Origin of the sequence: Neptunomonas sp., assembly GCF_016744175.1 — a bacterium.
Classification (GTDB): Bacteria; Pseudomonadota; Gammaproteobacteria; order Pseudomonadales; family Balneatricaceae; genus Neptunomonas.
Map to the genome: position 1 here is coordinate 11806 of NZ_JADGEV010000014.1, position 24005 is coordinate 35810.

A 24005-nucleotide genomic window follows, 5' to 3' on the forward strand; every position below is an offset into this window, starting at 1 on the left:
AGCACACTTGCCGTTGTTGACCTTAAAGCTGAAGATGGCCCACAAACAACACAAGTGATTGAAGCCAGTAAAGGTAACATCACCAACTTCCAAATGCTGCTAGGTGGAAATGCTGTACTCATCGCCGATGATTTAGGAAAGGTATCGCAATGGTTTCTTATTCGAGACGAAGATACTGATTGGAAATTCACTAAGATTCGTGAATTTAGTGGAGGCAACGCAGCCATTGTTGACCTTACCATCGAGCATCGCCGCAAAGGTTTCGCCTCTATTGATGAGCTAGGAACTCTGCGCTTGTTCAATACAACAGCTGAACGCAACGCACTCACCGCAACGGTTATTGAAGGTGCTGCAGACAGTATCAGTTATGCTCCACGCTCAAATGCCATGTTTATCGAAAAAGATGGGCAACTATCTTTACTAGAAATTCATAATGAGCACCCCGATGTTTCTTGGTCTGCGTTGTGGGATAAAGTCTGGTATGAAGGCTATGAAGAACCAGAGTATATCTGGCAGTCATCTGCGGCCAACAATGACTTCGAACCTAAATATAGCTTAATGCCATTAGCTTTCGGTACGTTGAAAGCCGCTTTTTATGCCATGTTATTAGGTACGCCACTGGCCATTTGTGGTGCAATCTACACTGCTTACTTCATGATTCCTGCGATGCGTCGTAAGGTAAAACCTTTCATCGAATTAATGGAAGCATTACCTACTGTTATTCTCGGTTTCCTTGCAGGGTTATGGCTGGCGCCATTTATGGAGAACCAGCTAGCAGGCATCTTTGTCACCCTTCTTTTCGTGCCTATCGCGATAGTTGTATTTGGCTTTGCCTGGGCACAAGTGCCTAACAAATACCGTTTCATGATTCCTGAGGGCTGGGATGCAGCGCTGCTTCTTCCTGTCGTTATTCTAGCTACGCTGTTCAGCTTATCTGTATCAGATGGTATCGAAACCTTATTATTTGGTGGTGATATGCGCCTGTGGATGAGTAATGAGCTGGATATCTCATACGATCAACGTAACGCGCTCGTTGTTGGTATTGCCATGGGCTTTGCTGTCATTCCTACCATATTCTCGATTACTGAAGATGCTATCTTTGCGGTACCTAAGCACTTGAGCTACGGCTCATTGGCGTTGGGAGCTACACCATGGCAAACACTCACACGCGTTGTGCTACCAACAGCTAGTCCGGGGATCTTCTCCGCCTTGATGATAGGTATGGGGCGTGCAGTTGGTGAAACCATGATCGTATTAATGGCCACCGGCAACACCCCCATTATGGATATGAATATCTTTGAAGGGATGCGCACCTTAGCGGCCAACATTGCAGTAGAAGTACCGGAGTCAGAAGTGGGTAGCACTCATTACCGTATTTTGTTCCTCGCGGCCTTTGTTCTATTCATGTTTACCTTTGTGGTCAATACATTGGCCGAGTTGGTACGACAACACTTACGTAAAAAATACGGTTCTCTGTAACCCATTGATGATTAAGGATTAAAGACGATGAGAGTCTCTTTTACAGAATGGACCAAATCCGGTTCACCATGGGTCTGGCTAAATGCAGGGGCTGTCGCCATCTGTGTGATTATGGTCGTAGGCCTGCTTTCCCTGATTGCTGTACGTGGCCTTGGGCACTTTTGGCCAGCAGACATCCAGCAAGCAACCTATTCTCTTAATGGCGAAAAAAGCCGTGTTATCGGTGAGATTGTAGAGTCGGAACAAGTACCTGCTGAACAGCTACGTGATGCCGGTGTCATCGTTCCTGAAGGAACACTGATGATGCGCCGCGACCTAATGAAGATTGGTAACCGCGATGTTACCGGAACCGACTTTACCTGGGTCTTGGATGATAACTTATCTGATCGTAGTAACCCCGAAATGCTGTTCACCGCAGAGCGTCGTGAGTGGGGTAATTTTTATGGTTACCTGCGCGCGCTTAAGGAAGGCGACAAACTAGTTGGCCAGTATGATGGTTATGAAAAGACCCCTGAGTACGTGGCATTATGGGAAAGCGTTAAAGCCAGTATTGAACGTGCTCTGATCATACGTAAAGATATTTACCAGATTGAAAAACATGAAATTGGTTCCATCAACTATGAGCTTGAGCGCCTGCGTTTAAAGCAACGTGCGCTTGAGTTAAAAGAGATTTCTGATCCGGCACCTTATGCAGAAATCGAAGCACGCAGGAAAGAGCTGAATACTTCTTATGAAGGACTACAGCAAAGCTTGATTGACCTTTATACAGAGATCAACCGAGATACTATTATTGCCGAAGTATCTGATGGTCAACAGATTGATATTGCTGTCGCTAAAATTGTTCGCGCATTTCGCCCGAATGATATGTCTGTCGGCGCTAAGCTAATTCACTATGCAGAAAAAATCAAAGAGTTCGTCTCAGATGATCCTCGTGAAGCCAACACAGAAGGCGGTATATTCCCTGCTATCTTTGGTACCGTGATGATGGTCGTTCTGATGTCAATACTGGTCACCCCGTTTGGTGTTATTGCAGCGGTTTATCTGCGTGAATATGCAAAGCAAGGCTTTACCACTCGTTTGATCCGCATCGCCGTTAACAACTTGGCGGGCGTTCCATCAATCGTTTATGGTGTGTTTGGGCTAGGCTTCTTTGTTTACTTCTTAGGAGGAAACATCGACAGATTGTTTTACCCAGAAGCATTACCATCACCCACTTTTGGTACAGGCGGTCTAATGTGGGCATCAATCACACTAGCACTATTGACGGTACCGGTTGTTATTGTTGCTACAGAAGAGGGATTATCACGAATCCCTCGTGCAGTACGTGAAGGTTCACTTGCACTAGGCGCTACCAAAGCAGAAACCTTGTGGAAAGTTGTCTTACCTATGGCCAGCCCAGCCATGATGACGGGCGTTATCTTGGCTATTGCACGTGCCGCAGGAGAGGTAGCTCCGCTGATGTTAGTCGGGGTAGTTAAATTGGCACCGAGCCTACCGCTTGATGCTAACTACCCGTTCTTGCATTTGGATCAGAAATTTATGCACTTGGGCTTCCATATCTATGATGTTGGTTTCCAAAGCCCAAATGTAGAAGCAGCACGCCCGTTGGTCTATGCAACAGCTCTGCTTCTGGTTGCGGTTATTGCACTACTGAATATTTCAGCAGTACAAATTCGTAACCACCTACGTGAAAAGTATAAATCGCTAGAAATGTAACGCTGTATAACGAATAACTTTGAGAAGGTTAGAATGAAAATGACAACTAACGCTAAAACACATGGTATCGATATCTCATCGTTGCAGCGTGAAGCCAGAACTTTAGATCTGGATACCGAAACAACGACGCTTAAGGTAAGGGATCTACGCTTAACTTATGGCGATAAAGAAGCACTCCATGGCATTAACATGGACATCCCCAAAAAGCGTGTCACCGCTTTCATCGGACCCTCCGGTTGTGGTAAATCAACGTTGTTACGCTGCTTTAACCGTATGAATGACTTGGTAGATGGATGCAATATCACGGGCCAGATTCTACTTGACGACAACAACATCTTTGATCGCACAGTAGATGTTGCTGACTTACGCCGCCGTGTTGGCATGGTTTTCCAGAAACCCAATCCATTCCCAAAATCGATTTATGAGAACGTTGCATACGGCTTACGTATTCAAGGCATTAAAAAGAAACGTGACATAGACGAAACAGTAGAGTGGGCACTAAGATCTGCTGCTTTGTGGGATGAAGTTAAAGACCGTCTACATGAAAGCGCGCTAGGTATGTCCGGTGGACAACAACAACGTTTGGTTATTGCTCGAACGATCGCCGTAAAGCCAGAAGTATTACTTCTAGATGAGCCGGCATCAGCATTGGACCCTATCTCCACATTGAAAATTGAAGAACTAATTCATGAACTGAAAAACGATTTCACTATCGTTATTGTGACACACAACATGCAACAGGCCGCGCGCGTGTCAGACTATACTGCTTTCATGTATATGGGTGACCTTATTGAATTTGGCGTGACTGATACTCTCTTTACCAACCCAGAAAAGAAGCAGACCGAAGACTACATTACTGGCCGTTACGGTTAATAAAAAACATATATACTTTTCGTTTGTGAATCATTAATAAGGACGGAGTACCGTTACCGTGGAACTCACTAAAGATACCTATTCGACCCATATTTCTCAGCAGTTCAATAATGAACTCGAGCAAATCCGCACCGAACTTCTCACTATGGGCGGCATAGTCGAGCGCCAGGTGCACGATGCAGTGGAAGCACTATTAACCGGCGATGCCGAATTAGCAGAGCGCTCACGTCGCGTTGATAAACAAACCAATGATATGGAGCTGATGATCGATGAGCGCTGTACCACCATCATCGCTAAACGTCAGCCTGCAGCAAGTGACCTACGCTTAATCGTTGCCATATCCAAAGCCGTTAATGATCTTGAGCGGATGGGTGATGAAGCCAGCCGCATTTGCCGTCATGCTATCGAGTTAGTAGAAGATGGTGAATCGCAGCGTGGTTATCAAGAAGTACGTCATATAGGCAACTTAGTACGCTCTATGGTAAAAGATGTATTAACAGCCTTTGCACGTAACGATACAGAGCTTGCTTATCATGTTGCTAAGCAGGATAAAGCCGTTGACCAAGAATATCGTACAGCAATGCGCTCTTTAATGACGTATATGATGGAAGACTCACGAGCAATCTCCAGTTGTTTGAATGTCATTTGGGTATTGCGCAGCTTAGAGCGTATTGGCGATCACTCTCGCAATATGGCTGAACACCTCATTTATCTTGTGAGTGGCACCGACGTTCGTCACCAACCACTTTCAAAGATTAAGCAAACAGCAGGAATCAGCGAGCCTGAAGAACCAAAAGCGTAATCTTATATAAGTGATACTTAAAACAGCCTCTATGGCTGTTTTTGGGCCTATAGCAAAACAACGAAAACGACATATCGCAAAAGTTTTACCCTGACTAGCCGCTAACCTTATTATAAGAACAAGTGGTATTACTCATGTCTAACGCAGCGAAAAACCAATATATCGTTTATGGCGATCTTAACTGTCCATATAGCTACGCTTTGCACGAACGCCTGAAAGCACTCAACCTCCTCGACAAAGTCGACTATCGCTTAGTCGAACACGCTCAAGATATCGGTTTGTATGGGAATACTCCCGATATGCTTGCCGAACTTGCCAGTGATGTCTTTTCAGTGCGTAGCTACGCGAGTGAGATCCCCATTGCTTTACCCCCAGAGCGCCCAGATAGTCGCTTCGCTATTTTATGTGTTATCGCCGCCGCTCAAATCGATACCCATAAAGCGATTACTTTTAGAGAACTTTTTTATAAAGCGATGTGGGTAGAAGGGCAGGATATTGCGAGTCCAACTGTCATTTATGATTGTTTAGAAGCCGCCGGATTACCGACAGAACTATCAGTTGATATGGATACTGAAGAAATCCTAGAAGATTGGCAAGAAGACTGGGAAAGAAGTCATACTGGTTCACGTGTGCCGGTTATTCTTTCACCGGATAATCGCAAATTAGTTGGCCTTGCATCGGTTAGTGAGATTAGTTCTTTTTTTGATGGAGAAGATAACAAAGTCGAATACGATTCACGAGAGATGTGTAAGTACTCAGAACATCATACGATTGCCGTTTTTGCGAGCGAAGGTCTAACACCGGTATGGCAACTGATTGATGCATTACGCAGCGACTATAATATTCTACTTCCAGCCACATTAAGTGACCTTAAACAACAATTAAACTCAGTCGAGCAAACCCCTGATTTAGTATTAATACATGCGACAGACGACTGGCTGAATAATCTGTTGCTTTGCCAACGCCTGATCCAAAAAATTAATAATGCCTTTGTCCCTATTGCGATAGTCGGCGCAGAAAATGATGATAAACAAGAACTCCAAGCCTATGCACATGGAGCCTCGGACTATCTCGTACAAGATCGCGCTGCGGGTATCCTTCGTGCCCGAATCAGCATGATGCTAGAACTAAAACGATCACGCGACTTTCTTGAACGATCAGCTCGTATTGACGGCTTAACCGGAGTCAATAATAGACGTGAATTTGAAAAAAGCTTAGAAATGGAATGGCGCCGCAGTGCTCGTACTCGTCAACCTATCTCTCTTATCATGCTAGATGTTGACCATTTCAAAGCATTTAATGATCGTTATGGCCACTTAGCCGGAGACAGCTGTTTACGGCGTATTGCTGGCGTGATGCAAACAACGGTTAACCGCTCCCACGATGCTGTATGCCGTTATGGCGGAGAAGAGTTCGCTATTCTTTTACCTGATACAGACAAAAATGGTGCTAAACGTGTAGCACAAGCTATTCGTGACCAAATCATGTTATTAGGCATTGCCCACGATCGCTCATCAACAGGATTAGTTGTTACTGTTAGCCAAGGCGTAGCTACTTTAATACCTTCCAGCAGCAACAGCCCTCATGAGCTTGTTGAGTATGCAGACCAAGCACTTTATAAAGCAAAAGATAGCCAACGGAACTGTGTAGTAGCTGCTTAATCAATAAAATCTTCAAAGGGCGGAAAGCGCTTTATAAGGCCTTCACGCCCCATATCTTGTAGCAACTTAATATTACGCTCAGGAATCTCTTCCGGATTCTTATAATGCATCAGTACACGACTCATTTGACCTTCGCGGATAATATGCACCATTGGAAACGGAGACCGGTTCGTCCAATGGCTCAAGTCTTCTGGAGCTACTCCAGCAAACACGTATGCTGGATGAAAACTCGCTAGTTGAAACACTCCTGATAACCCGGCCTTATCTAACAGTTTCTCGAATTGGGCCAGCAGGTCAAGATAGTCATAAAAATCAGTTAGCCCTTGCGGCATAATTAGCAAGGTTGTCGCAATAACCTTCTCATCCGTATCTTGAATTAAATTAAGCTCTTTCAGAAAATCGCTAGAAAGTGCCTCGACAGTCTGCGCCTCACAAACCGCATAACGCAGAGTATCATGCCGTACTACGGGCGAAGCAAAAGGGCATAAGTTCAGGCCAACCACGATAGCCTCGACCCAGTCACGGCTTATACTGATAATCTCTTCACGTTTATATTCAACACTTGTGTTATTTTTCATAGCAGCATCCTAATCCAAACAGCGTCAATGAACCAGCCAGATATACTGTTTGTGGACAGATAAGGTAGAATGTAGCCCGGCTAAATAAGGAAGACACTGTGCCTATTCCCTCAGCTCTGACCTCCATGAACTTTGATGTTCGCTGGACCGGCTTGCGACGTGTCACACGTTTGCATGCTCCACTGTGCTGGCAACGCTGGCTAACCGACCGTGCATCGTTAACTCAACACTTAATCAATGCCAGCAACGGCAAGTTTCAAGTACAAGTCGTTCGCCAAGGCTGGGCCCGCCCTACCCGTTCTGAAGCCTTAACACTAGGCATCCCCATCCGCCAACTAGCACTCATTCGTGAGGTGCATTTGCTAGGCAATGATCAGATATGGGTTTATGCACGCTCAATCATTCCAGCATCAACAATGACAGGTTGTGAGCGCCAGCTCAGCCATGTAGGAAACCGTTCACTGGGAAGTATCTTGTTTAGTGACCCGACAATGCGACGTGGCCCATTACAGATTTCGCGCTTACGCTTATCTAATCAACAAACCGTATGGGCGCGCCGTTCCAAGTTCTTCCTCTCAGGAAAGCCTCTCTTGGTTTGCGAAGTTTTTCTCCCGGCACTTGAGCAGGTACACTACACTCCATAACTCAATTTACCGATACCAAACCGATGTCAGACACCACACAAAACTCTGCTTTATCCCTTCGAGATCGCTTTTCGATCTATATTGATCTAACAAGGTTTGACCGGCCCATTGGTACCTACCTGCTTCTTTGGCCAACGCTTTGCGCATTATGGATAGCCTCTGAAGGTATTCCGGATACAAAGTTAATCATTATTTTTGTATTAGGTGTATTCCTCACCCGTTCAGCAGGATGTGTTATCAATGACTTTGCTGATAGAAAAATAGATGCTCATGTGAAGCGAACATCACAACGGCCACTTGCAACTGGGCGCATTAGCAGTAAGGAAGCACTCACTCTCTTTGCAGCACTTATGTTATTTGCCTTCGGTCTTGTACTGTTTACTAATAAAATGACTATTCTGATGTCATTTGGAGGCCTATTTTTAGCCTCACTTTACCCCTTCATGAAGCGCCATACTCACTTGCCCCAAGTAGCGCTAGGTGCTGCCTTTGGCTGGGCAATTCCTATGGCTTTCACCGCAGTAAACGAGTCGATACCTACCATTGCATGGCTAATTTACATGGCCAAGATATTATGGACTGTTGCTTACGATACAATGTATGCCATGGTCGACCGCGATGATGATTTAAAGATCGGAGTTAAGTCGACAGCAATTTTATTTGGAGATCAAGACAAGATAATTGTGGGTGCTTTACAGCTGCTTACAATAAGTATTTTTCTTATCATAGGGCTTCAACTTAGCTTTAACTGGCCCTTCTATGCAGGCTTAGCCATAGCAGCCATGCTCTTTGTCTATCAGCAGTTTTTAATTAAAAACCGAGACCGAGATGCCTGTTTTAAAGCCTTTCTCAATAACCATTATGCTGGATTAGCGATTTTTGTAGGTGTTTTTCTGCACTATATAGCCTTTTAATATCGACATGTAACATTTATGTCATATAAAAGCAGTGTAATACTCCCGACATATTTTATGCGTAGGGACGGTTAACATGTCTACCAGTAAACAAGTTCTAATTGTTGATGATGAAGCACCCATTCGTGAAATGATTGCCGTAGCACTAGAAATGGCAGGATATACTTGCAGTGAAGCAGACAATGCGCAAACAGCACATGCCATGATTGTTGATCAACAGCCTGACATGATATTGCTTGATTGGATGATGCCTAATATGAGCGGTATTGAACTAGCAAGGCGCTTGCGAAAAGATGAAACAACCTCTGATATTCCCATCATTATGCTGACAGCCAAAGGTGAGGAAGAAAATAAAATAAAGGGGCTAGAAGCAGGTGTAGATGATTACATCACTAAACCCTTTTCTCCTCGTGAATTAGTTGCCCGCCTAAAAGCCGTATTAAGGCGTGCAACTCCCAAAGGAATCGAAGACCCTGTATCTGTCGACGGGTTAACACTTGACCCAGTTTCACATCGCGTTACATCTAATGAAAGCCCCGTTGACCTTGGTCCAACTGAGTTCCGTTTATTGCAATTTTTTATGACTCACCAAGACCGTGCATACTCACGTGGACAATTATTAGATATGGTATGGGGAGGTAACGTTTATGTTGAAGAACGAACAGTCGATGTACATATTCGCCGTTTGCGTAAAGCATTAGGCAGCCAACATGATTATTTAGTACAAACTGTCAGAGGAACAGGTTATCGTTTCTCGATAAAAATAGCCTAATATGCTGTTCATTCGATAGAGTTCGACTAACTTTATGCAAAATTCTCCACATGCATCCTTCGGCAATCTACTAATTATTGTAATCGTATCTGCAGTATTAGGACTCTTTTTTGGATACCTTAGTTGGGGACTGGTACTTGGCTTATCAGTCTGGTGTATTTTGCAAATACGCCAGACCGAAAAATTGAGGAATTGGCTACACCAGTCAGATACAGTACCTCCTGAGGCTCAAGGGCCATGGGGTGAAATCTTTGATGATTTAGCGCGTATTCAAAAACGCCAACAAGCCAAAACAAAGCAGCTAAAAGACATCATTATTCGCTTCCAGCAATCATCTTCTGCGCTTGCAGATGCATTTGTCATTATTGATAGTCACAACAATCTTGAGTGGTGGAACCTTTCAGCGGACCGGCTATTAGGCCTTAAAGCATCAGCTGACCGCGGCAAACCTGTCATCAATTTATTGCGTGACCCTCGCTTTATTCGTTACTTTCGTAAAGGTAATTATGACGATCCGTTGCAACTACCAAGCCCCGTATTAAATGACACGGTCTTACAATACCAAATTACTGAGTTCGGCTTCGGCGACCGGCTGTTGGTGGCACGAGATATTACTCAGCTCGTTCGACTTGAGCAGACTCGCCAAGATTTTGTAGCCAATGCCTCCCATGAGTTACGAACACCGCTCACTGTTATTCGCGGTTATTTAGAAACCTTTCTCGACCAAGAACTACCAAAACCACTAACCAGAGCTATGAACCAAATGCAAACTCAAGCTAGCCGCATGGAAAGCTTAGTTTCTGATTTACTTTTCCTCTCTCGCTTAGAGGCGAGCCAACATATTCTTGATGAGAGTCCCGTCTACATAAAAGAAATGCTTTCTTCAATCCAACAAGATGCCTTAGTTTTGGCTCGCGCACAGGGTAAAGAGCACAACATCAGCCTTTCTATTGATTCAGAATACGATTTACTAGGCCAAGCCCAAGAGCTCCACAGCGTGTTCTCAAACTTAATATTTAATGCGGTAAGATACTCACCATTGAAGGGAAAGATAGATATTAAGTGGACCGTAAATCAAGAAGGTGGGCACTTCTCAGTACAGGATAATGGCCTTGGTATTGAATCCATTCACTTATCACGTCTCACTGAAAGATTTTATCGCGTAGATGAGGGACGTTCCTCCTCAACCGGAGGCACAGGGCTCGGGTTAGCCATAGTAAAACATGCGTTGTATCGGCATGGCGCTCAACTGACCATTGAAAGTCAGTTTGGTAAAGGCAGCTTGTTCAGCTGCCATTTTCCTTTAGATATGCTGGAAAAAGTGAATAGCGCAAACGCGGCAACCTAACTGCTTGCTTCTTGGTTAGCGCAGTGTTCTTCACACCAATATAATGTCGCTCCTATCACAGCAGCAGGCATCACCACCAGGTTTACGAGCGGTATCATCATTCCAACTTGGACAATTGCTCCAAAACTTACAGATGTTAATCGACGCTTAGCTAACATCACCTTCATTTGCCTAAAACTTACTTTATTATTATCCATCGGATAATCACAGTATTGTATAGCCATCATCCAAGCACCGAACAAAAACCATAAAAAAGGCGCTAAAATATTCACGACAGGAATAAAACTAAGAATAAGTAATAACAGCAACCGCGGTAAATAGTAAGCCAGTTTAGACAGTTCACGCTGCAACGCTCGCGGCACCATCGCCAACATACCTTTCCAACCCTCATCTTCCATGATCGCACCATTTTGCATTCTCTCTACTTTCTCAGATAAAAAACCATTGAAAGGAGCAGCAATTAGGTTAGCAACCATTGAAAACCCGTAGTACACAGTAACCAATACTAATACAGCAAACAACGGCCACAAAAGCCAATCAAGAAACGACATCCACTGTGGCAGGTGACCCAGCCAATAATTCACCCAGCCCTCAAATTCATTAACCAGTAACCAGATAGCCCCAGAAAATAAAAATATATTGATCATCATAGGAATCAATACAAACCGTCGAATACCAGGTTCAGGTAACATACTGAACCCTCTAAGCAAATACCCCGCCCCTTTTACTGGATTCCCTCGCATTTTCTCTCCTTTCTTATGCTATAAAATTAACCGCAAGACGTAAAACCAAACCAACAATCATCATCGTCATACCTGCGCGATTAATCTTGAACTCTTTTGGGCTAAACTCAATGGTGGGCTGCCAGAACATCAATAAAGATTTATAGTCTTTTGTCCTGCCGGCATACATAGCCAGAGATACCAGAAAAACACTAAGACCACCCCAAAACAGTATTTGTTCAAGCAAAATCAAAAAGTACATCGCTTCCTCTCTTATACACCCGATTTTCAAACAGACAAGACTAACAGAATTGCTTTGTGCAGGCTGCAAAGATAACCTCTAATATTATGGTAATAGTCGATAACCCTGGCTAACAATAAAAGCCCGCCTAGGAGTACACGCATGAAAGCGATCCGAATTCACACCTTCGGTGGACCAGAAGCCTTACTATTTGAGGAAGTTCCCAAGCCACAACTAAAAGTGGATGAAGTACTGGTAAAAACGCATGCCGCGGGGGTAAACCCTATAGACTGGAAAACCTGTAGTGGCGGAGGTGCTGCTCCATTTATAGGCGATCTTCCCTTTATACCTGGCTGGGAGTTTTCAGGGACTATTATTGCTTGCGGTGCGGACGTATCGGGTTTTCAGCGTGGGGATAAAGTGTTTGGCTTTATCAGATTTCCAAATGCTGCCGGCTGCTATGCTGAAGAAATAGCAGCGCCTGCTAACCAAATCAGTTTATTGCCAAAGGGGTGTGATCTAACTGCATCTGCAGGACTTTCGCTTGCAGGACTTACCGCATGGCAAGCACTTTTTGATAAAGGACAACTCCACCCAAAACAAAAAGTACTTATTCTGGCTGCGGCAGGAGGTGTGGGACACTTGGCAACTCAACTTGCGAAATGGAAAGGCGCTACTGTTATCGGTACGGCATCAAAGAATAATCAGCTATTTTTGACACAGCTAGGGTGCGACCAAGTCATCGACTATAACCAACAACAAGTGGGGAGTTCTTTACAAGATATTGATCTTATTATTGATGGCGTTGGCGGGCAAACAGCTATCGAAGCGCTCTCATGCCTGAAAGCATCGGGCACAATGGTTACACTTCCCTCTGTTACAAAAGATGAAGTGATAGCCGCGGGAGAAAAACTGGGAGTAAACGTATTACCGTTGCGCGTTGAGCCAAATGCTGAACAACTAAATTCATTAGCTGAACTCAGTGCTTGCAATCAGCTAACGTTAAACATCAGCTCGACCTATCCCATTGAAAGCATCTCAGATGCTTTTCAAGATATTGCTTCTAGTCACACTCAAGGCAAGGTGATCCTGACCTTATAAAAAGAGGAATACTACACAAAAACCTCTACGCTCCTGTACCTTTTTCGGGAGCTTTTATCTTGCCAGTTGCGCATTAAATGAGCGAACAGTGTGAACTGCACCTTGAAGATATCGGCTTCTATCAGCTTTATCCTCAATTTCTGATGCAAGCACCTTTATAAGCTCCGCAATTTTAGATCGCTTCACCCCATGGGTCGTCTTCCATTGATCATAAGCATCATCAAACACTATCTCAGCAGCAGGGCCTATATATTCTGCTAACCCTTCCTGAAGTTTCCCCATTAACCCCATCAGTTCAACTTCCATTCTTCCTTGGTTTGCTCTGTTAGGAGCGGGCGCCTGTCCTCCTTGAGGAGCTACAGCTTCGGCACTTTGAGGAGCTAACTGCTTTTTAATTCGCCCTAAGGATGAGCGCACACTCGTGTTTATCAGTGCTAAATTGACTTCTTTTTCTGTCAACATAGCCAAAACCGTTTCATCGGTTATGTAATAACCAATTAATAAATTATCATCTAACTCAATAAATATTTCGCGATGAGTACAGCCCATCCCCTCAACTGCCATAAACATCTGATAGAGTACACGGCAAGCACCTGTCATATTTTCTTCTAAAAGCTCCGGAAATGTCGAAGCCTTCATCTCATCGCTATGCATTAAACAGCAATGATGTATTCCGCCCAAAAGCTCAAAACCTTTTAGTATCTTATCCATTCCTATTTAGCTCCACTGCAATAAGTCATCAACTTGCTGTTTTAGCGTTCTGACAGATACCCGATTAGAAGACTGAACTCCTAAGGCTTTATCACCACCAACAAAAATAGAAAGATTATCTTCGGTGTTACTCTTTACACAGATGTTGTGAACAGAACCTAAACCAGAGGCTTCTTCAAATACCTTTACAACACCGGCAACAAAGCCAACAAAATCATTTACTTCTGGCGATTCTATAGATGAAGTAATTATCTCACCCATATCATCCGTCAATACAGCCCCGCGGACACCCTTCAGGTTCATTACATCATCAATGATTGCGTCTTTCATAACGACCTCTTCCCCAATGTACTCTTGAATAGCAAAATGGGCGTCATCCTGCTCCGGTACGACTTCTTCGAACACCATGTCCTTTTCATTGCTCAGCGCTTGGTTGGTCAAATCCGACCAACTGTCGAAGCTAACCAACTCCCCCACCAACTCTTTTACTAAAGGTAGAACACTGCTCGCCTTACGTGCATCAATAAAGCGAACTGCCGCATCGATACCTAATTCTTGAAGTGCCTTTTGATAATCAAGAACCGTAGGGTCATCGCGCAAATCTGATCGTGTCACCCCCAAAATAACTTTTTTACGGGCAATAAGTTCAGAAAATTCATGGGAGTAATATTTAAGATCACGCATTGGATAATTTCGCGTATTGTCGACGAGAAATACGATACCAGCGCAGTCAGCGGCTAAATTATTTGCAAGTAATTCCCACATAAACTTAAAGCGGGATTGTCCTGGAGTGCCGTAGAACTGCACACTCTCATTATCGTTCAGCGTAAGACAGCCATAGTCCATCGCAACGGTTGTGGTCGCCTTGCGTAACCCTGTCATATCAGATGCTTTCGCTTCTGTTTCAAGATTATCGTGGTCATCACAAACGGCACGAATAGCTGATGTTTTACCAGCCCCTACTGGACCGATAAAGAGTAACTTATGATAGTCCATATGTACCCAAAGTTATTATTGTTTTTATGTCATTTAGGTCGATCATTTATCAACCGACTACTTGTTGCTCAGCATTTAGTATTAAGCAGACATTAAAAATAGTCGATATATGCAAATTATTGAAGTAAGAACCGACTGTTATTATAAGAATGATTGAAATAACCTAAAAATGTCTACTTTTGGCTACAGAAATATTGTTGCTGTTTCATTAGAAAACGACAACCTTCCCCTTTAATATTATTGTTCCAGCAGTAATATTTAGCCCATGCTTTATCATCTTCTGTAGGCTTTTCTCGATACTCAGGTACGCTATCACAAAAATCTGGCGTGGCCTCTGCTTGGCTCAAGCAAGCCTTCAAAAACACACCTTGATTTACCGTACAACTAAAGCCAAGACATCCGTCAAATTGTTGCAAGGCGGTATCTAAACACTGTTGCTGATCTACTTCTTGCCCTAAAGAAGCACCTTTTTGTTTAAACTCTGTTGTTTTAACAACTCTTTCTTGATTGAAGCTCGCCAGCCAACTATCTCGATTAAGCCAGCCATACACCGCAGCGAAAACCAGTATCAATGACATAGCCAAAAGTGATTTTTTTAACATAACTGTTCTTTCTAGTTCCGATTAACTGCGCTTATACAAACCAATAGTGCAAGCAAGTAACCCAATTATAGACAGCAGCATACCGCCATTTACAAATAGGGGGTGTCTTGCCATATAAGGTATGAAGGGGTTGTTGTTATCCTGATCGCACGTCAGAAGCTCATAATTAAATGAACCTCCTTGATCCAAACAGCTACTGACGAGAGACTGTTCATACATATAGCCCCCCATCAATAACAAGCAGGGGACTACCAGTAGTATTAATCCAATTTTCAGCATCAGGCGTCTTCGTCACTTATTCCAATATTACTTACACCTTGATTATTGGCTAATGCTCTCAGGTCATTGATAAATACTTTATCCAACTGTTTGACGTTCATTAAGCGCTCAACCACCTCTTCCTGAAACTCATCTTCCTGAATCATCAGGTCGTGGTTATTTATCAGGCGAATAATCTCTACATCTGACATCTGATTATCACCTTCTGACACTTCGATAAACATCGCCACGCACTCACGGGAAACATTTCCAACAGCAATCGCTTCATCAACATCCGCTTCTAAAATACAAATAAGAGTTGAATACAAAGAAACGACGGCATCTAATGCTGGCGACGCACCATACATTTCATGCTCATCTAGATCAGGCATATTGGAATCAACTCTATCCAACTGCACCTCAAAGTTCATTTTAGCGCCGCCTGGCACCAACGACTGCCACACCCCGTCTAATACTGTTTCCAATTGTTTCAAATCGCCAAACTTAACTAGCTTATTGAAAAGTACAAAATTTGGAAATTGGCGTTCTGTTAAAGCAACACAGTAAGCGGCCAACTTTTTGTGGTCCAATGAGCGTAATTGCGCCTCAACGGGCAGTTTGTCAGTCATATACAGGTCTCTGGTTGGGTAAGTAACGTGGCTATTGTAAGGGATTTAAACGATTTTGTAGCCATTACGTAAGTAAACCGGTGGAATTACGGATAAATATACCCGTTTTTTGTTGTTATACTTTTAAAGTATACAACTTTGAACCTACCTTGCTAATAAGAGAAGAATAATGCAAAGCAAATTTCTTAGTCAGTTAGTCCGCTTAATCGACGGTCTCAGTGAATGGACTGGCCGTACAGTCTCGTGGCTGACCTTATTCATGGTCATTGTCACTTTTGTAATCGTTGTTATGCGCTATGTATTCAACATGGGCAACATTGCTTTACAAGAATCTGTCGTTTACATGCATAGCTTTGTTTTTTTACTGGGTGCAGCTTACACACTAAAACACGATGGCCATGTCCGGGTCGATATTTTCTATCGACCTTTAAGTGAGCGCGGCAAAGCCTGGATAAATATCTTAGGTGTTTTACTGCTCTTATTTCCTGTCGCTGGTTTTATCGGCTACATATCATGGGAGTATGTAGCTACATCGTGGTCTCTACTGGAGGGCTCTCAAGAGTCTGGTGGTCTAGATTTTCGATATATTCTCAAGACAGCCCTAGTCGCTATGCCTGTCTTAATTATCTTACAAGGAATATCAGAACTTTGTCGTTGCATCTTGGTGCTAACAGGCCAAGGGCACCTCCTTGAAGAAGATGTTTCGGAGCACACTGTATGATGGAATACCTTTCTCTCTTTCTCTTTTTAGGCGCTGTTCTCGTTCTATTAATGGGTTACTCTGTTGCCTTTTCTCTTGCTGGAACAGGTCTTCTCTTTGCCGGTATCGGCGCATTAACCGGGCACTTTGACTCAGTATTCCTTGAAGCGATCCCTAATCGATTATTCGGCATTATGAATAATGAAGTACTCATCGCTGTCCCTCTGTTTGTTTTCATGGGTGTTATGCTGGAGAAATCCAAAATTGCCGAAGGCCTTCTCGATACCATGTCGATACTCTTTGGTTCCATGAACGGCGGATTAGGTATATCAGTTACCATCGTAGGAATGTTACTGGCAGCCAGTACCGGTATTGTAGGTGCGACTGTAGTGACAATGGGTTTGTTATCTCTGCCCACCATGTTACGCCGTGGTTACGACCCTCAGGTTGCTTGTGGCGTAATATGCGCATCAGGAACATTGGGACAAATAATCCCACCTTCTATCGTGCTTGTTCTATTAGGTGATGTCATTAGTTCCGCCTATCAACAATCGCAAATCGACCAAGGTTTATTTTCTCCAGAAACGGTTACTGTTGGTGATCTCTTCTTAGGGGCGTTAATTCCTGGGTTATTACTGGTGCTGGCATATACACTTTATATTGTAGGAAAAGCCATTACCTCTCCCTCTTCTGTTCCTGCTATTCCAAAAGAAGAGCGCGATGCTGTTGATAACCTTTGGAGTAAGGTTCTCAGTGCACTAGTACCTCCAATTTTACTTATTGGGCTTGTATTAGGATCAATCCTAGGCGGGTTAGCGACACCGACAGAAGCGGCGGCTGTGGGCGCTGTAGGAGCGGTGGTGTTGGCTATCTTTAAGCGTAATTTCAACATGAAAACGCTGACCAGCGTAATGCGCTCGACAACTCAAGTTAGTTCGATGGTATTCATCATTCTCGTTGGTGCATCCATCTTTTCACTGGTGTTCCGTGGTTTTGGTGGCGATGATATGGTCCGGGACTTTCTAACCGACCTTCCTGGTGGCGTTTGGGGTGCTCTGGCGATGGTTATGTTGGTGATGTTCTTACTAGGATTCTTCCTAGACTTCATCGAGATAACATTTGTTGTTGTTCCTATTGTCGCTCCCATCTTGCTGACCATGGGTCTAGACCCTATCTGGTTAGGTATTATGATTGCACTTAACCTGCAAACATCTTTCCTAACACCACCCTTTGGCTTTGCCCTATTCTACTTACGAGGCGTTGCCCCTGAGTCCATTTCAACAGGACAAATTTATCGGGGTGTTATCCCCTTCATTGCCATTCAGCTCACCATGTTAGGCCTGTTAGCTGCGTGGCCAGCACTCGCTACATGGTTACCTCACGCTGTTTATGGTTAATTATTAGTGCACGAAAAAGCCACCTCTTTAGGTGGCTTTTTTTGTTCTAAAATAGAGAAAGACTTTATAGCTAACTAGCACTGAAAGATGAAACCCCACTCTTCTTAGACAAACAATATACACCTATTTATTTTTCGATTAAGAGACCCTGCCTACACTTAAAAAATAGAACACCTTCCTTACCACAAAGATATCTGCGTCTGGCTAATCAAGAACAATGGGTAAACTCAACAAGGGGTGTATTACGAGCAACAAACGATAGAAGGCCTCACTTAGAAGCGAGACTACTCACAGGAAACAGCTAAATCGCATACGATTAGCGTTCATGAGAACACTAACTAAACAACGAATAGCATTAATTGCTAACACTAAAACATAAAAAAGCCGGCTAATGCCGGCTTTAAACTAAAAGCTCTTTAACCCATAAAAGGTTTAAACAGGGTTACGCGCGTTAAGGTACGCCTGCTCAGATACTTGATGCCATTTAGTTGCTTGATCACGGAATTTAACGAACGAATCAAATACTTTCTTCGTCATTTCATCATTCGCCGCTTCTTCAGCAATAACTTCATCAGACAGAGATTTCAACGTAGCCAATACATCGTCTGGGAATTTACGTAATTGAACATTATGCTCGTTAACCAACTGCTCTAGTGAACGGTTGTTTTTCGCTGTGAAGTCAGCAAGCATATCTTGGTTAGCTACGCGAATCGCATTTCGCACGATAACCTGTAAATCAGCAGGCAACTTCTCAAATGCTTCTTTATTCATGAAACACTCAAGTGTCGTACCTGGCTCATGCCATCCTGGGTAATAGTAGAATTTCGCCGCTTTATGCAAACCAAATGCTGCATCGTTATAAGGGCCTACCCATTCAGTTGCATCAATAGCACCCGATTGCAGTGCAGGGAAAATCTCACCGCCCGGCAATAGTACTGGAGTACCACCAGCACGCTTCAATACTTCGCCACCTAAACCAGGCATACGCATTTTCAAGCCTTTAAGGTCACCTACGGAGTTGATCTCTTTATTGAACCAACCACCCATCTGTACACCGGTGTTTCCTGCAGCACCAGGAACAAGACCAAACGGTGCATACGCTTCCTCCCAAAGCTCCATACCACCGCCGTGATACAACCAGCTATTCATCTCTTGAGCGGTTAAACCAAACGGTACAGCTGCAAAGAATTGCGCTGCACGGCTTTTACCTTTCCAGTAATAAGAAGCGCCGTGTCCCATTTCTGCCGTTCCGCGCGAAACCGCATCAAAAATTTCTAATGCTCCGACTAGCTCTTTCGCACCGTAAACTTTAACTTGAACTCGACCGCCAGTCATATCAGTGATTAGCTTAGCTAAATTGTTTGCACCTACACCTAGACCAGGAAAGTTCTTAGGCCAGGTGGTTACCATTTTCCACTTAAACTCTGGTGCAGCTTGTGCTGCGGTAGACATCATAGCGCCTGTTGCTACTGTAGCTGCTCCGGCACCTTTTAGAAATTGACGACGTTTCAAAGGCCTGCTCCTTACTTTATTATTTTCAGTTATTTACATTAAACATATCACGCACTATAAGCCCCTGCAACGCCCACTAACAGCTCTTTTATTACGTACGTGATAATACCCAGACAGCGTAAAATACGTATCAAACACGATCGAGCCCTCGCATTCTTATCTATTAATTGTGCTCACCTTTTATTACGATAAATCCTAATGAAATTATGTGCTTTCATATTTCGTTGATATACTGATACGTTACGTAATAGCGCTTAACGAGAATTACTTTTGAACGCAGTAAACTTACTAAAATCAATCACTGACGCTCGCCCTAAGCTCCGTAAGTCAGAGCAGAAAGTAGCTGATTTCGTATTGGCTAACCCACAAGAAGTTATCCACATGCGAATCGTCGACCTCGCTTCTGAAGCGAATGTCAGCGAACCTACCGTCGTGAGATTTTGTCGTGCACTGCATTATGATGGCTTTCAAGACTTCAAGTTAACACTTGCCCAAGGCTTAGCAAGCAATCCTAATTTTGAGCAGTTTGCATTAGATTCTAAAGATACTGTTTCAGAGTTTAAGCAAAAGATTTTTGACTCCATGATCGGCAACTTGATCAATATGCGTGACCAGCTAGATGCTGAAACGCTGGAAAGTGCGATTGATGCATTAGTCAAAGCTAAGCGCATTGAGTTTTATGGGTTTGGCGCATCCGCTGCGGTATGTAGTGACGCGCAGCATAAATTCTATCGTTTGCAAATCTCAGCAGCCGCTTATTCTGATCCTCATATGCAAACAATCTCTGCTGTATCTATGTCAGCAGGAGATGTAGTGGTTGCGATCTCACAAACAGGCCGCACCAAAGATTTACTGCATACGGTGAAGTTGGTCAAAGAAACCGGTGCAACAGTGATCACTTTATGCCCTGGCAATACGCTACTCGCTGACTTAGCTGATATCGCCATTCATATTGATGTAGAAGAAGATAAAGACTTAAGCACACTCATGTCCTCGCGCGTCCTTCATCTTGTTGTCATTGATGTATTAGCCGTCGGTGTGGCGATGCGTCTTGGCCCTGCTCTGCTGGATCACTTGAAAACAATTAAGCGCAGCTTACGTAGCTTAAGACAAAATGATAAGCGTCTCTTAGCACGGCCTGATGCTGAAATATAATAGCCTCTAAACTCCCCCTTAACATTTCTGCAACCTAAAGAAACTACTCTACCCCTAACAAACAGCGGGCCTAACTAGGTGCGCTTTATACTCGGTGAAGTAATTTTGTATCAATAAGTCGTCCGCCTAAACTCACAACCAGCACGGCAGACAACGATAAAAGGTTAATTATGATGTTAAAGCAAAACATGAACTCTCTTAGCGAAGTGCAGCTTGAAATCATGAATGCGTTAATGGGCTACCAAGATGCTAAAAACCAAACCAATAAAAAACAAGCAACCAAACGCTTGTTCACAGCTAGACGAGCTATTGAAGAACGCCGAGAAATGAATGGCCTAGCAAAAGAGATAGATAGAGAAGCCTGGTACGACTCACTTTAGACTTCTCTATTGGTTAGTGCTCTGGATAAATAATATTCAGAGGTACCGAGTTACCTCCATCCATCACGATAGCAGCATGATGACGTTTTAACTGGCGTGGTTCTGAAACACCACAAGAGTGAGCAATAATCTCTACTTCATGCACTAAATTGTGATGAAAGTGAGCCACTCGCTCAGCCTTACTTTCCGGCACTAGGCCCTGTTGCAAATCTGGGTCGTGCGTTGTGATACCTGTTGGGCAGGTGTTCTTATTACACTGCAGCGCTTGAATACATCCCAACGAAAACATAAAGCCACGTGCACTAACGACAAAATCCGCACCAATACACAAGGCTGCAGCCACATCTGTTGGGTTAATCATTTTACCGGATACAATCACGCGTATCCGCTCACGCAACTCATGTTGGTGTAATTTGTTCACCAAAACTGGCAAGCTTTCACGCACAGGTAAACCAACGCTATCCATTAAAGGCATAGGCGCTGCGCCTGTACCACCGTCCGAGCTATCTAAAGTAATAAAGTCCGGAGCATTTTCAATACCACGTTTATTAACCGTCTCAAAAAACTGATCAAGCCATTCTGTGGTGCCTAAGACCAATTTAAACCCACACGGCTTACCCGTCACCCTACGGATACGTTCAACTACATCAAGAAGGTCATCAATAGATGCTATATCAGAATGCCTGTTAGGGCTGATAGAAGCTTGCCCTTCAGGGATTCCTCTTATATCAGCAATGGCTTTACTTACTTTCTCTGCAGGTAATATTCCACCTTTTCCGGGTTTAGCACCTTGTGAGAGTTTAATCTCAAACATTTTAACCTGAGTAATCGAGGCTTTTTCTTTCAATTTCTCATCTGAAAGCTCCCCATCGGCATCTCTTACTCCATATTTGGCCGTTCCTATCTGGTATACAAGGTCACAGCCACCCTCTAAATGAAAAGGAGATAAACCACCTTCACCTGTATTCATCCAGCACCCTGCTTTAGCTGCGCCATGAGAAAGCGCTTGGACAGCAGGCTTTGATAAAGCACCATAACTCATACCCGAAACATTAAAGAACGATGGAGCATCGTAAGGGTGCTCACAATAAGGCCCAATACGTGAGGGTTGTGAAGGTGCTGAGTCTTCAGATAATGTAGGAAAAGGACAATTAAGAAAGTAGTGAGTGCCCGGACGGCGTAGGTCTCGTGTCGATCCAAAGGCTATTGTATTATCGATATTCTTTGAAGCGCGGTATACCCAACTACGCTGTGCTCGGTTGAAAGGCAACTCCTCTCGGTCCATAGCAAAAAAGTATTGACGAAAAAACTCACCAAGATGCTCAAATATATAACGAAAACGGCCAATTAATGGATAGTTACGTCGAATTGTTTGGGCGGTTTGTTTCTTGTCATTTTGATAAAGAATGAAGCCCGTAATCAATAAAACAACCACAACTAATAGAAATAAAATCCCAATAGTTGCGATAAAGTTAATTGCAAAAATAGTAACCGTATCGTTCATCATGCACCCCCCTAACTCATTGATAGACCTATCCTACTCTAGAGTTAGCGTAGGTGAATATAATAAATCCGCTTAACTACGCTATTCGCTCAAAACCTGCTTCTAGGTCTTTTATTAGCTCATCTACATTTTCCAAACCAATATGAACACGAATTAAAGTCCCCTCAAAATCAACATCGCCAGAGGGACGAATAGCATTAATTTCTTCAGGTTGATTTGCAAGGATGAGAGATTCAAAGCCACCCCAAGAGTAAGCCATGCTGAAGTGCTTAAAATTATCTAAGTATTGCTCCAGTTGATCGTCAGCCAGGCGTTTTTTCAAAATAAATGAGAACAGCCCATTGCAGCCGTTAAAATCACGGGTATAAAACTCATGCCCTCTACAGCTAGGTAGTGCTGGATGATTAACACGTTCAACTTCTGGTCGTTCACTTAACCAAGTAGCAGCAGCGATACTGTTTATCTCATGCTGTTTTAGCCTAATCCCCATTGTTCTTAGGCCCCGAGCCGCCATATATGCGGTATCGGCATCAACCATCTGCCCCATGAGATATGAGCGCTCACGTAATCGATCCCAGCAGCGTTCGTTGGATACCGCCGTACCCAACATAGCATCAGAATGGCCAACAATGTATTTAGTGCCAGCCTGAATCGAAATATCGATATCATGGTCGAACGCTTTGAACAGCACTCCTGCAGCCCATGTATTATCTATCATAACAATAATGTCAGGATTAATAGCCCGAGCCGCTTTAACCATAGCCGGTATATCGGGTACTTCCATCGTGATAGAGCTCGGCGATTCTAAAAATAAGAGCTTGGTATTTTTCTGTACTAGCTGGCGAATACCTGCACCGATTGTCGGCTCATAATATGTGGTGCTTACATTCATATCATTCAAAATAATATTACAAAAATCTTGCGTGGGCTCATAAGCCCCACCAGTCATCAATACATGATCTCCTGCCACTACGAAGGAAAGAATAGCATTAGACACCGCAGCAGCACCGCAAGGGTACAGAGCACAACCAACGCCTCCTTCGAGCTCAACCATCGCTTCTTGAAGTGAAAAATGAGTCAGGGTGCCACGACGGCCATAGAAAAGCTCACCATTAGCACGGTTGGCTGTGGCTATTTTTTTATCTTTGACCGAATCAAAAACTAACGATGATGCTCGTTGAATGATGGTATTTACTGAACCCTTTCCAAATTTCTTTGAGCGTCCTGCCGTAATAAGTGATGTTGCAATTTTATCGAGATACATGGGGGCTCTCATATTAAAAATATTTGTAGCGAAGGTAGTTTTTAGC

The 24005-nt window shown here is 43.6% G+C and carries 25 protein-coding genes; 14 read left to right on the top strand and 11 right to left on the bottom strand.

Translation table 11 applies throughout. The features are described 5' to 3' along the window. The 5 genes from QZZ55_RS08485 to QZZ55_RS08505 form a co-directional block, all read left to right on the top strand. Positions 1-1479, top strand: a 1479-nt coding sequence (locus QZZ55_RS08485; RefSeq protein ID WP_293266891.1) for an ABC transporter permease subunit, incomplete at its 5' end; no start/stop codon positions are given. 27 nt (positions 1480-1506) lie between these two features. Beyond that, the gene (gene pstA, locus QZZ55_RS08490) at positions 1507-3195 is read left to right on the top strand and encodes a phosphate ABC transporter permease PstA (RefSeq protein WP_293266892.1); all 1689 of its coding nucleotides are present in this window, start codon (positions 1507-1509) and stop codon (positions 3193-3195) included. Positions 3196-3234: 39 nt separating this feature from the next. Then, positions 3235-4068, top strand: coding sequence for a phosphate ABC transporter ATP-binding protein PstB (gene pstB, locus QZZ55_RS08495; protein WP_293266962.1), 834 nt, complete (start codon positions 3235-3237; stop codon positions 4066-4068). Positions 4069-4126: 58 nt separating this feature from the next. Further along, entirely contained in the window at positions 4127-4870 is a 744-nt protein-coding gene (phoU, locus tag QZZ55_RS08500) for a phosphate signaling complex protein PhoU (protein WP_293266893.1), read from the top strand. 134 nt (positions 4871-5004) lie between these two features. Continuing rightward, on the top strand, positions 5005-6531 hold the full coding sequence (locus tag QZZ55_RS08505; RefSeq protein WP_293266894.1) for a diguanylate cyclase: 1527 nt from the start codon (positions 5005-5007) through the stop codon (positions 6529-6531). Here QZZ55_RS08505 and QZZ55_RS08510 read toward each other — a convergent pair. Next, positions 6528-7109 carry a DUF1415 domain-containing protein gene (locus QZZ55_RS08510; protein WP_293266895.1) on the bottom strand — a complete coding sequence of 194 codons (582 nt, stop codon included), beginning with the start codon at positions 7107-7109 and terminating at the stop codon, positions 6528-6530. The genes QZZ55_RS08505 and QZZ55_RS08510 overlap by 4 nt on opposite strands. 98 nt (positions 7110-7207) lie before the next feature. Here QZZ55_RS08510 and QZZ55_RS08515 point away from each other — a divergent pair, with 98 nt between their 5' ends. The 4 genes from QZZ55_RS08515 (at position 7208) to phoR (ending at position 10787) form a co-directional block, all read left to right on the top strand. Further along, complete coding sequence (locus QZZ55_RS08515; protein WP_293266896.1) at positions 7208-7753, top strand: chorismate lyase; 546 nt, start codon at positions 7208-7210, stop codon at positions 7751-7753. Positions 7754-7776: 23 nt separating this feature from the next. Then, a complete protein-coding gene (ubiA, locus tag QZZ55_RS08520; protein ID WP_293266897.1) occupies positions 7777-8667 on the top strand; it encodes a 4-hydroxybenzoate octaprenyltransferase in 891 nt (296 codons plus the stop codon). Between the two features lie 76 nt (positions 8668-8743). Beyond that, positions 8744-9439, top strand: a complete 696-nt coding sequence (gene phoB, locus QZZ55_RS08525; protein ID WP_293266898.1) for a phosphate regulon transcriptional regulator PhoB — start codon at positions 8744-8746, stop codon at positions 9437-9439. 34 nt (positions 9440-9473) lie between these two features. Further along, positions 9474-10787, top strand: coding sequence for a phosphate regulon sensor histidine kinase PhoR (phoR, locus tag QZZ55_RS08530; RefSeq protein WP_293266899.1), 1314 nt, complete (start codon positions 9474-9476; stop codon positions 10785-10787). Here the strand turns inward: phoR and cysZ are convergent. Next, positions 10784-11530, bottom strand: a complete 747-nt coding sequence (gene cysZ / locus QZZ55_RS08535) for a sulfate transporter CysZ (RefSeq protein WP_293266900.1) — start codon at positions 11528-11530, stop codon at positions 10784-10786. The two genes, phoR and cysZ, sit on opposite strands and share 4 nt — an antisense overlap. A 13-nt stretch (positions 11531-11543) precedes the next feature. Beyond that, a complete protein-coding gene (locus QZZ55_RS08540) occupies positions 11544-11771 on the bottom strand; it encodes a hypothetical protein (protein ID WP_293266901.1) in 228 nt (75 codons plus the stop codon). Positions 11772-11912: 141 nt separating this feature from the next. Here QZZ55_RS08540 and QZZ55_RS08545 point away from each other — a divergent pair, with 141 nt between their 5' ends. Further along, entirely contained in the window at positions 11913-12851 is a 939-nt protein-coding gene (locus QZZ55_RS08545; RefSeq protein WP_293266902.1) for an NADP-dependent oxidoreductase, read from the top strand. Positions 12852-12905: 54 nt separating this feature from the next. On the opposite strand, the gene QZZ55_RS08550 is transcribed toward QZZ55_RS08545, so the two are convergent. The 5 genes from QZZ55_RS08550 to QZZ55_RS08570 form a co-directional block, all read right to left on the bottom strand. Further along, on the bottom strand, positions 12906-13562 hold the full coding sequence (locus QZZ55_RS08550) for a hypothetical protein (protein WP_293266903.1): 657 nt from the start codon (positions 13560-13562) through the stop codon (positions 12906-12908). Positions 13563-13568: 6 nt separating this feature from the next. Beyond that, the gene (locus QZZ55_RS08555) at positions 13569-14558 is read right to left on the bottom strand and encodes an ATP/GTP-binding protein (protein WP_293266904.1); all 990 of its coding nucleotides are present in this window, start codon (positions 14556-14558) and stop codon (positions 13569-13571) included. Between the two features lie 173 nt (positions 14559-14731). After that, a complete protein-coding gene (locus tag QZZ55_RS08560) occupies positions 14732-15160 on the bottom strand; it encodes a hypothetical protein (protein WP_293266905.1) in 429 nt (142 codons plus the stop codon). Between the two features lie 21 nt (positions 15161-15181). Continuing rightward, on the bottom strand, positions 15182-15439 hold the full coding sequence (locus QZZ55_RS08565) for a hypothetical protein (protein WP_293266906.1): 258 nt from the start codon (positions 15437-15439) through the stop codon (positions 15182-15184). Further along, positions 15439-16047: a DUF416 family protein gene (locus QZZ55_RS08570; protein WP_293266907.1), complete on the bottom strand. Its 609-nt coding sequence runs from the start codon at positions 16045-16047 to the stop codon at positions 15439-15441. The genes QZZ55_RS08565 and QZZ55_RS08570 overlap by 1 nt, the downstream gene beginning before the upstream one ends. Before the next feature lie 169 nt (positions 16048-16216). Between QZZ55_RS08570 and QZZ55_RS08575 the strand changes: the two genes are divergently transcribed. Continuing rightward, positions 16217-16768: a TRAP transporter small permease subunit gene (locus QZZ55_RS08575; RefSeq protein WP_293266908.1), complete on the top strand. Its 552-nt coding sequence runs from the start codon at positions 16217-16219 to the stop codon at positions 16766-16768. Further along, positions 16765-18144: a TRAP transporter large permease subunit gene (locus tag QZZ55_RS08580; RefSeq protein WP_293266909.1), complete on the top strand. Its 1380-nt coding sequence runs from the start codon at positions 16765-16767 to the stop codon at positions 18142-18144. Before QZZ55_RS08575 ends, QZZ55_RS08580 begins: the two co-directional genes overlap by 4 nt. Before the next feature lie 432 nt (positions 18145-18576). Here the strand turns inward: QZZ55_RS08580 and QZZ55_RS08585 are convergent, their stop codons facing one another. Next, the gene (locus QZZ55_RS08585; RefSeq protein ID WP_293266910.1) at positions 18577-19656 is read right to left on the bottom strand and encodes a TRAP transporter substrate-binding protein; all 1080 of its coding nucleotides are present in this window, start codon (positions 19654-19656) and stop codon (positions 18577-18579) included. A 270-nt stretch (positions 19657-19926) separates the two neighbouring features. Between QZZ55_RS08585 and hexR the strand changes: the two genes are divergently transcribed. Together hexR and QZZ55_RS08595 are read left to right on the top strand one after the other, a co-directional pair. Then, complete coding sequence (gene hexR / locus QZZ55_RS08590) at positions 19927-20811, top strand: transcriptional regulator HexR (protein ID WP_293266911.1); 885 nt, start codon at positions 19927-19929, stop codon at positions 20809-20811. A 170-nt stretch (positions 20812-20981) separates the two neighbouring features. Beyond that, the gene (locus tag QZZ55_RS08595) at positions 20982-21191 is read left to right on the top strand and encodes a PA3496 family putative envelope integrity protein (protein WP_293266912.1); all 210 of its coding nucleotides are present in this window, start codon (positions 20982-20984) and stop codon (positions 21189-21191) included. 13 nt (positions 21192-21204) lie between these two features. Here QZZ55_RS08595 and QZZ55_RS08600 read toward each other — a convergent pair whose 3' ends face one another. Together QZZ55_RS08600 and metC are read right to left on the bottom strand one after the other, a co-directional pair. Next, complete coding sequence (locus QZZ55_RS08600) at positions 21205-22695, bottom strand: FMN-binding glutamate synthase family protein (protein WP_293266963.1); 1491 nt, start codon at positions 22693-22695, stop codon at positions 21205-21207. A gap of 76 nt (positions 22696-22771) precedes the next feature. Then, a complete protein-coding gene (gene metC / locus QZZ55_RS08605; protein WP_293266913.1) occupies positions 22772-23959 on the bottom strand; it encodes a cystathionine beta-lyase in 1188 nt (395 codons plus the stop codon). Positions 23960-24005 lie beyond the last annotated feature (46 nt).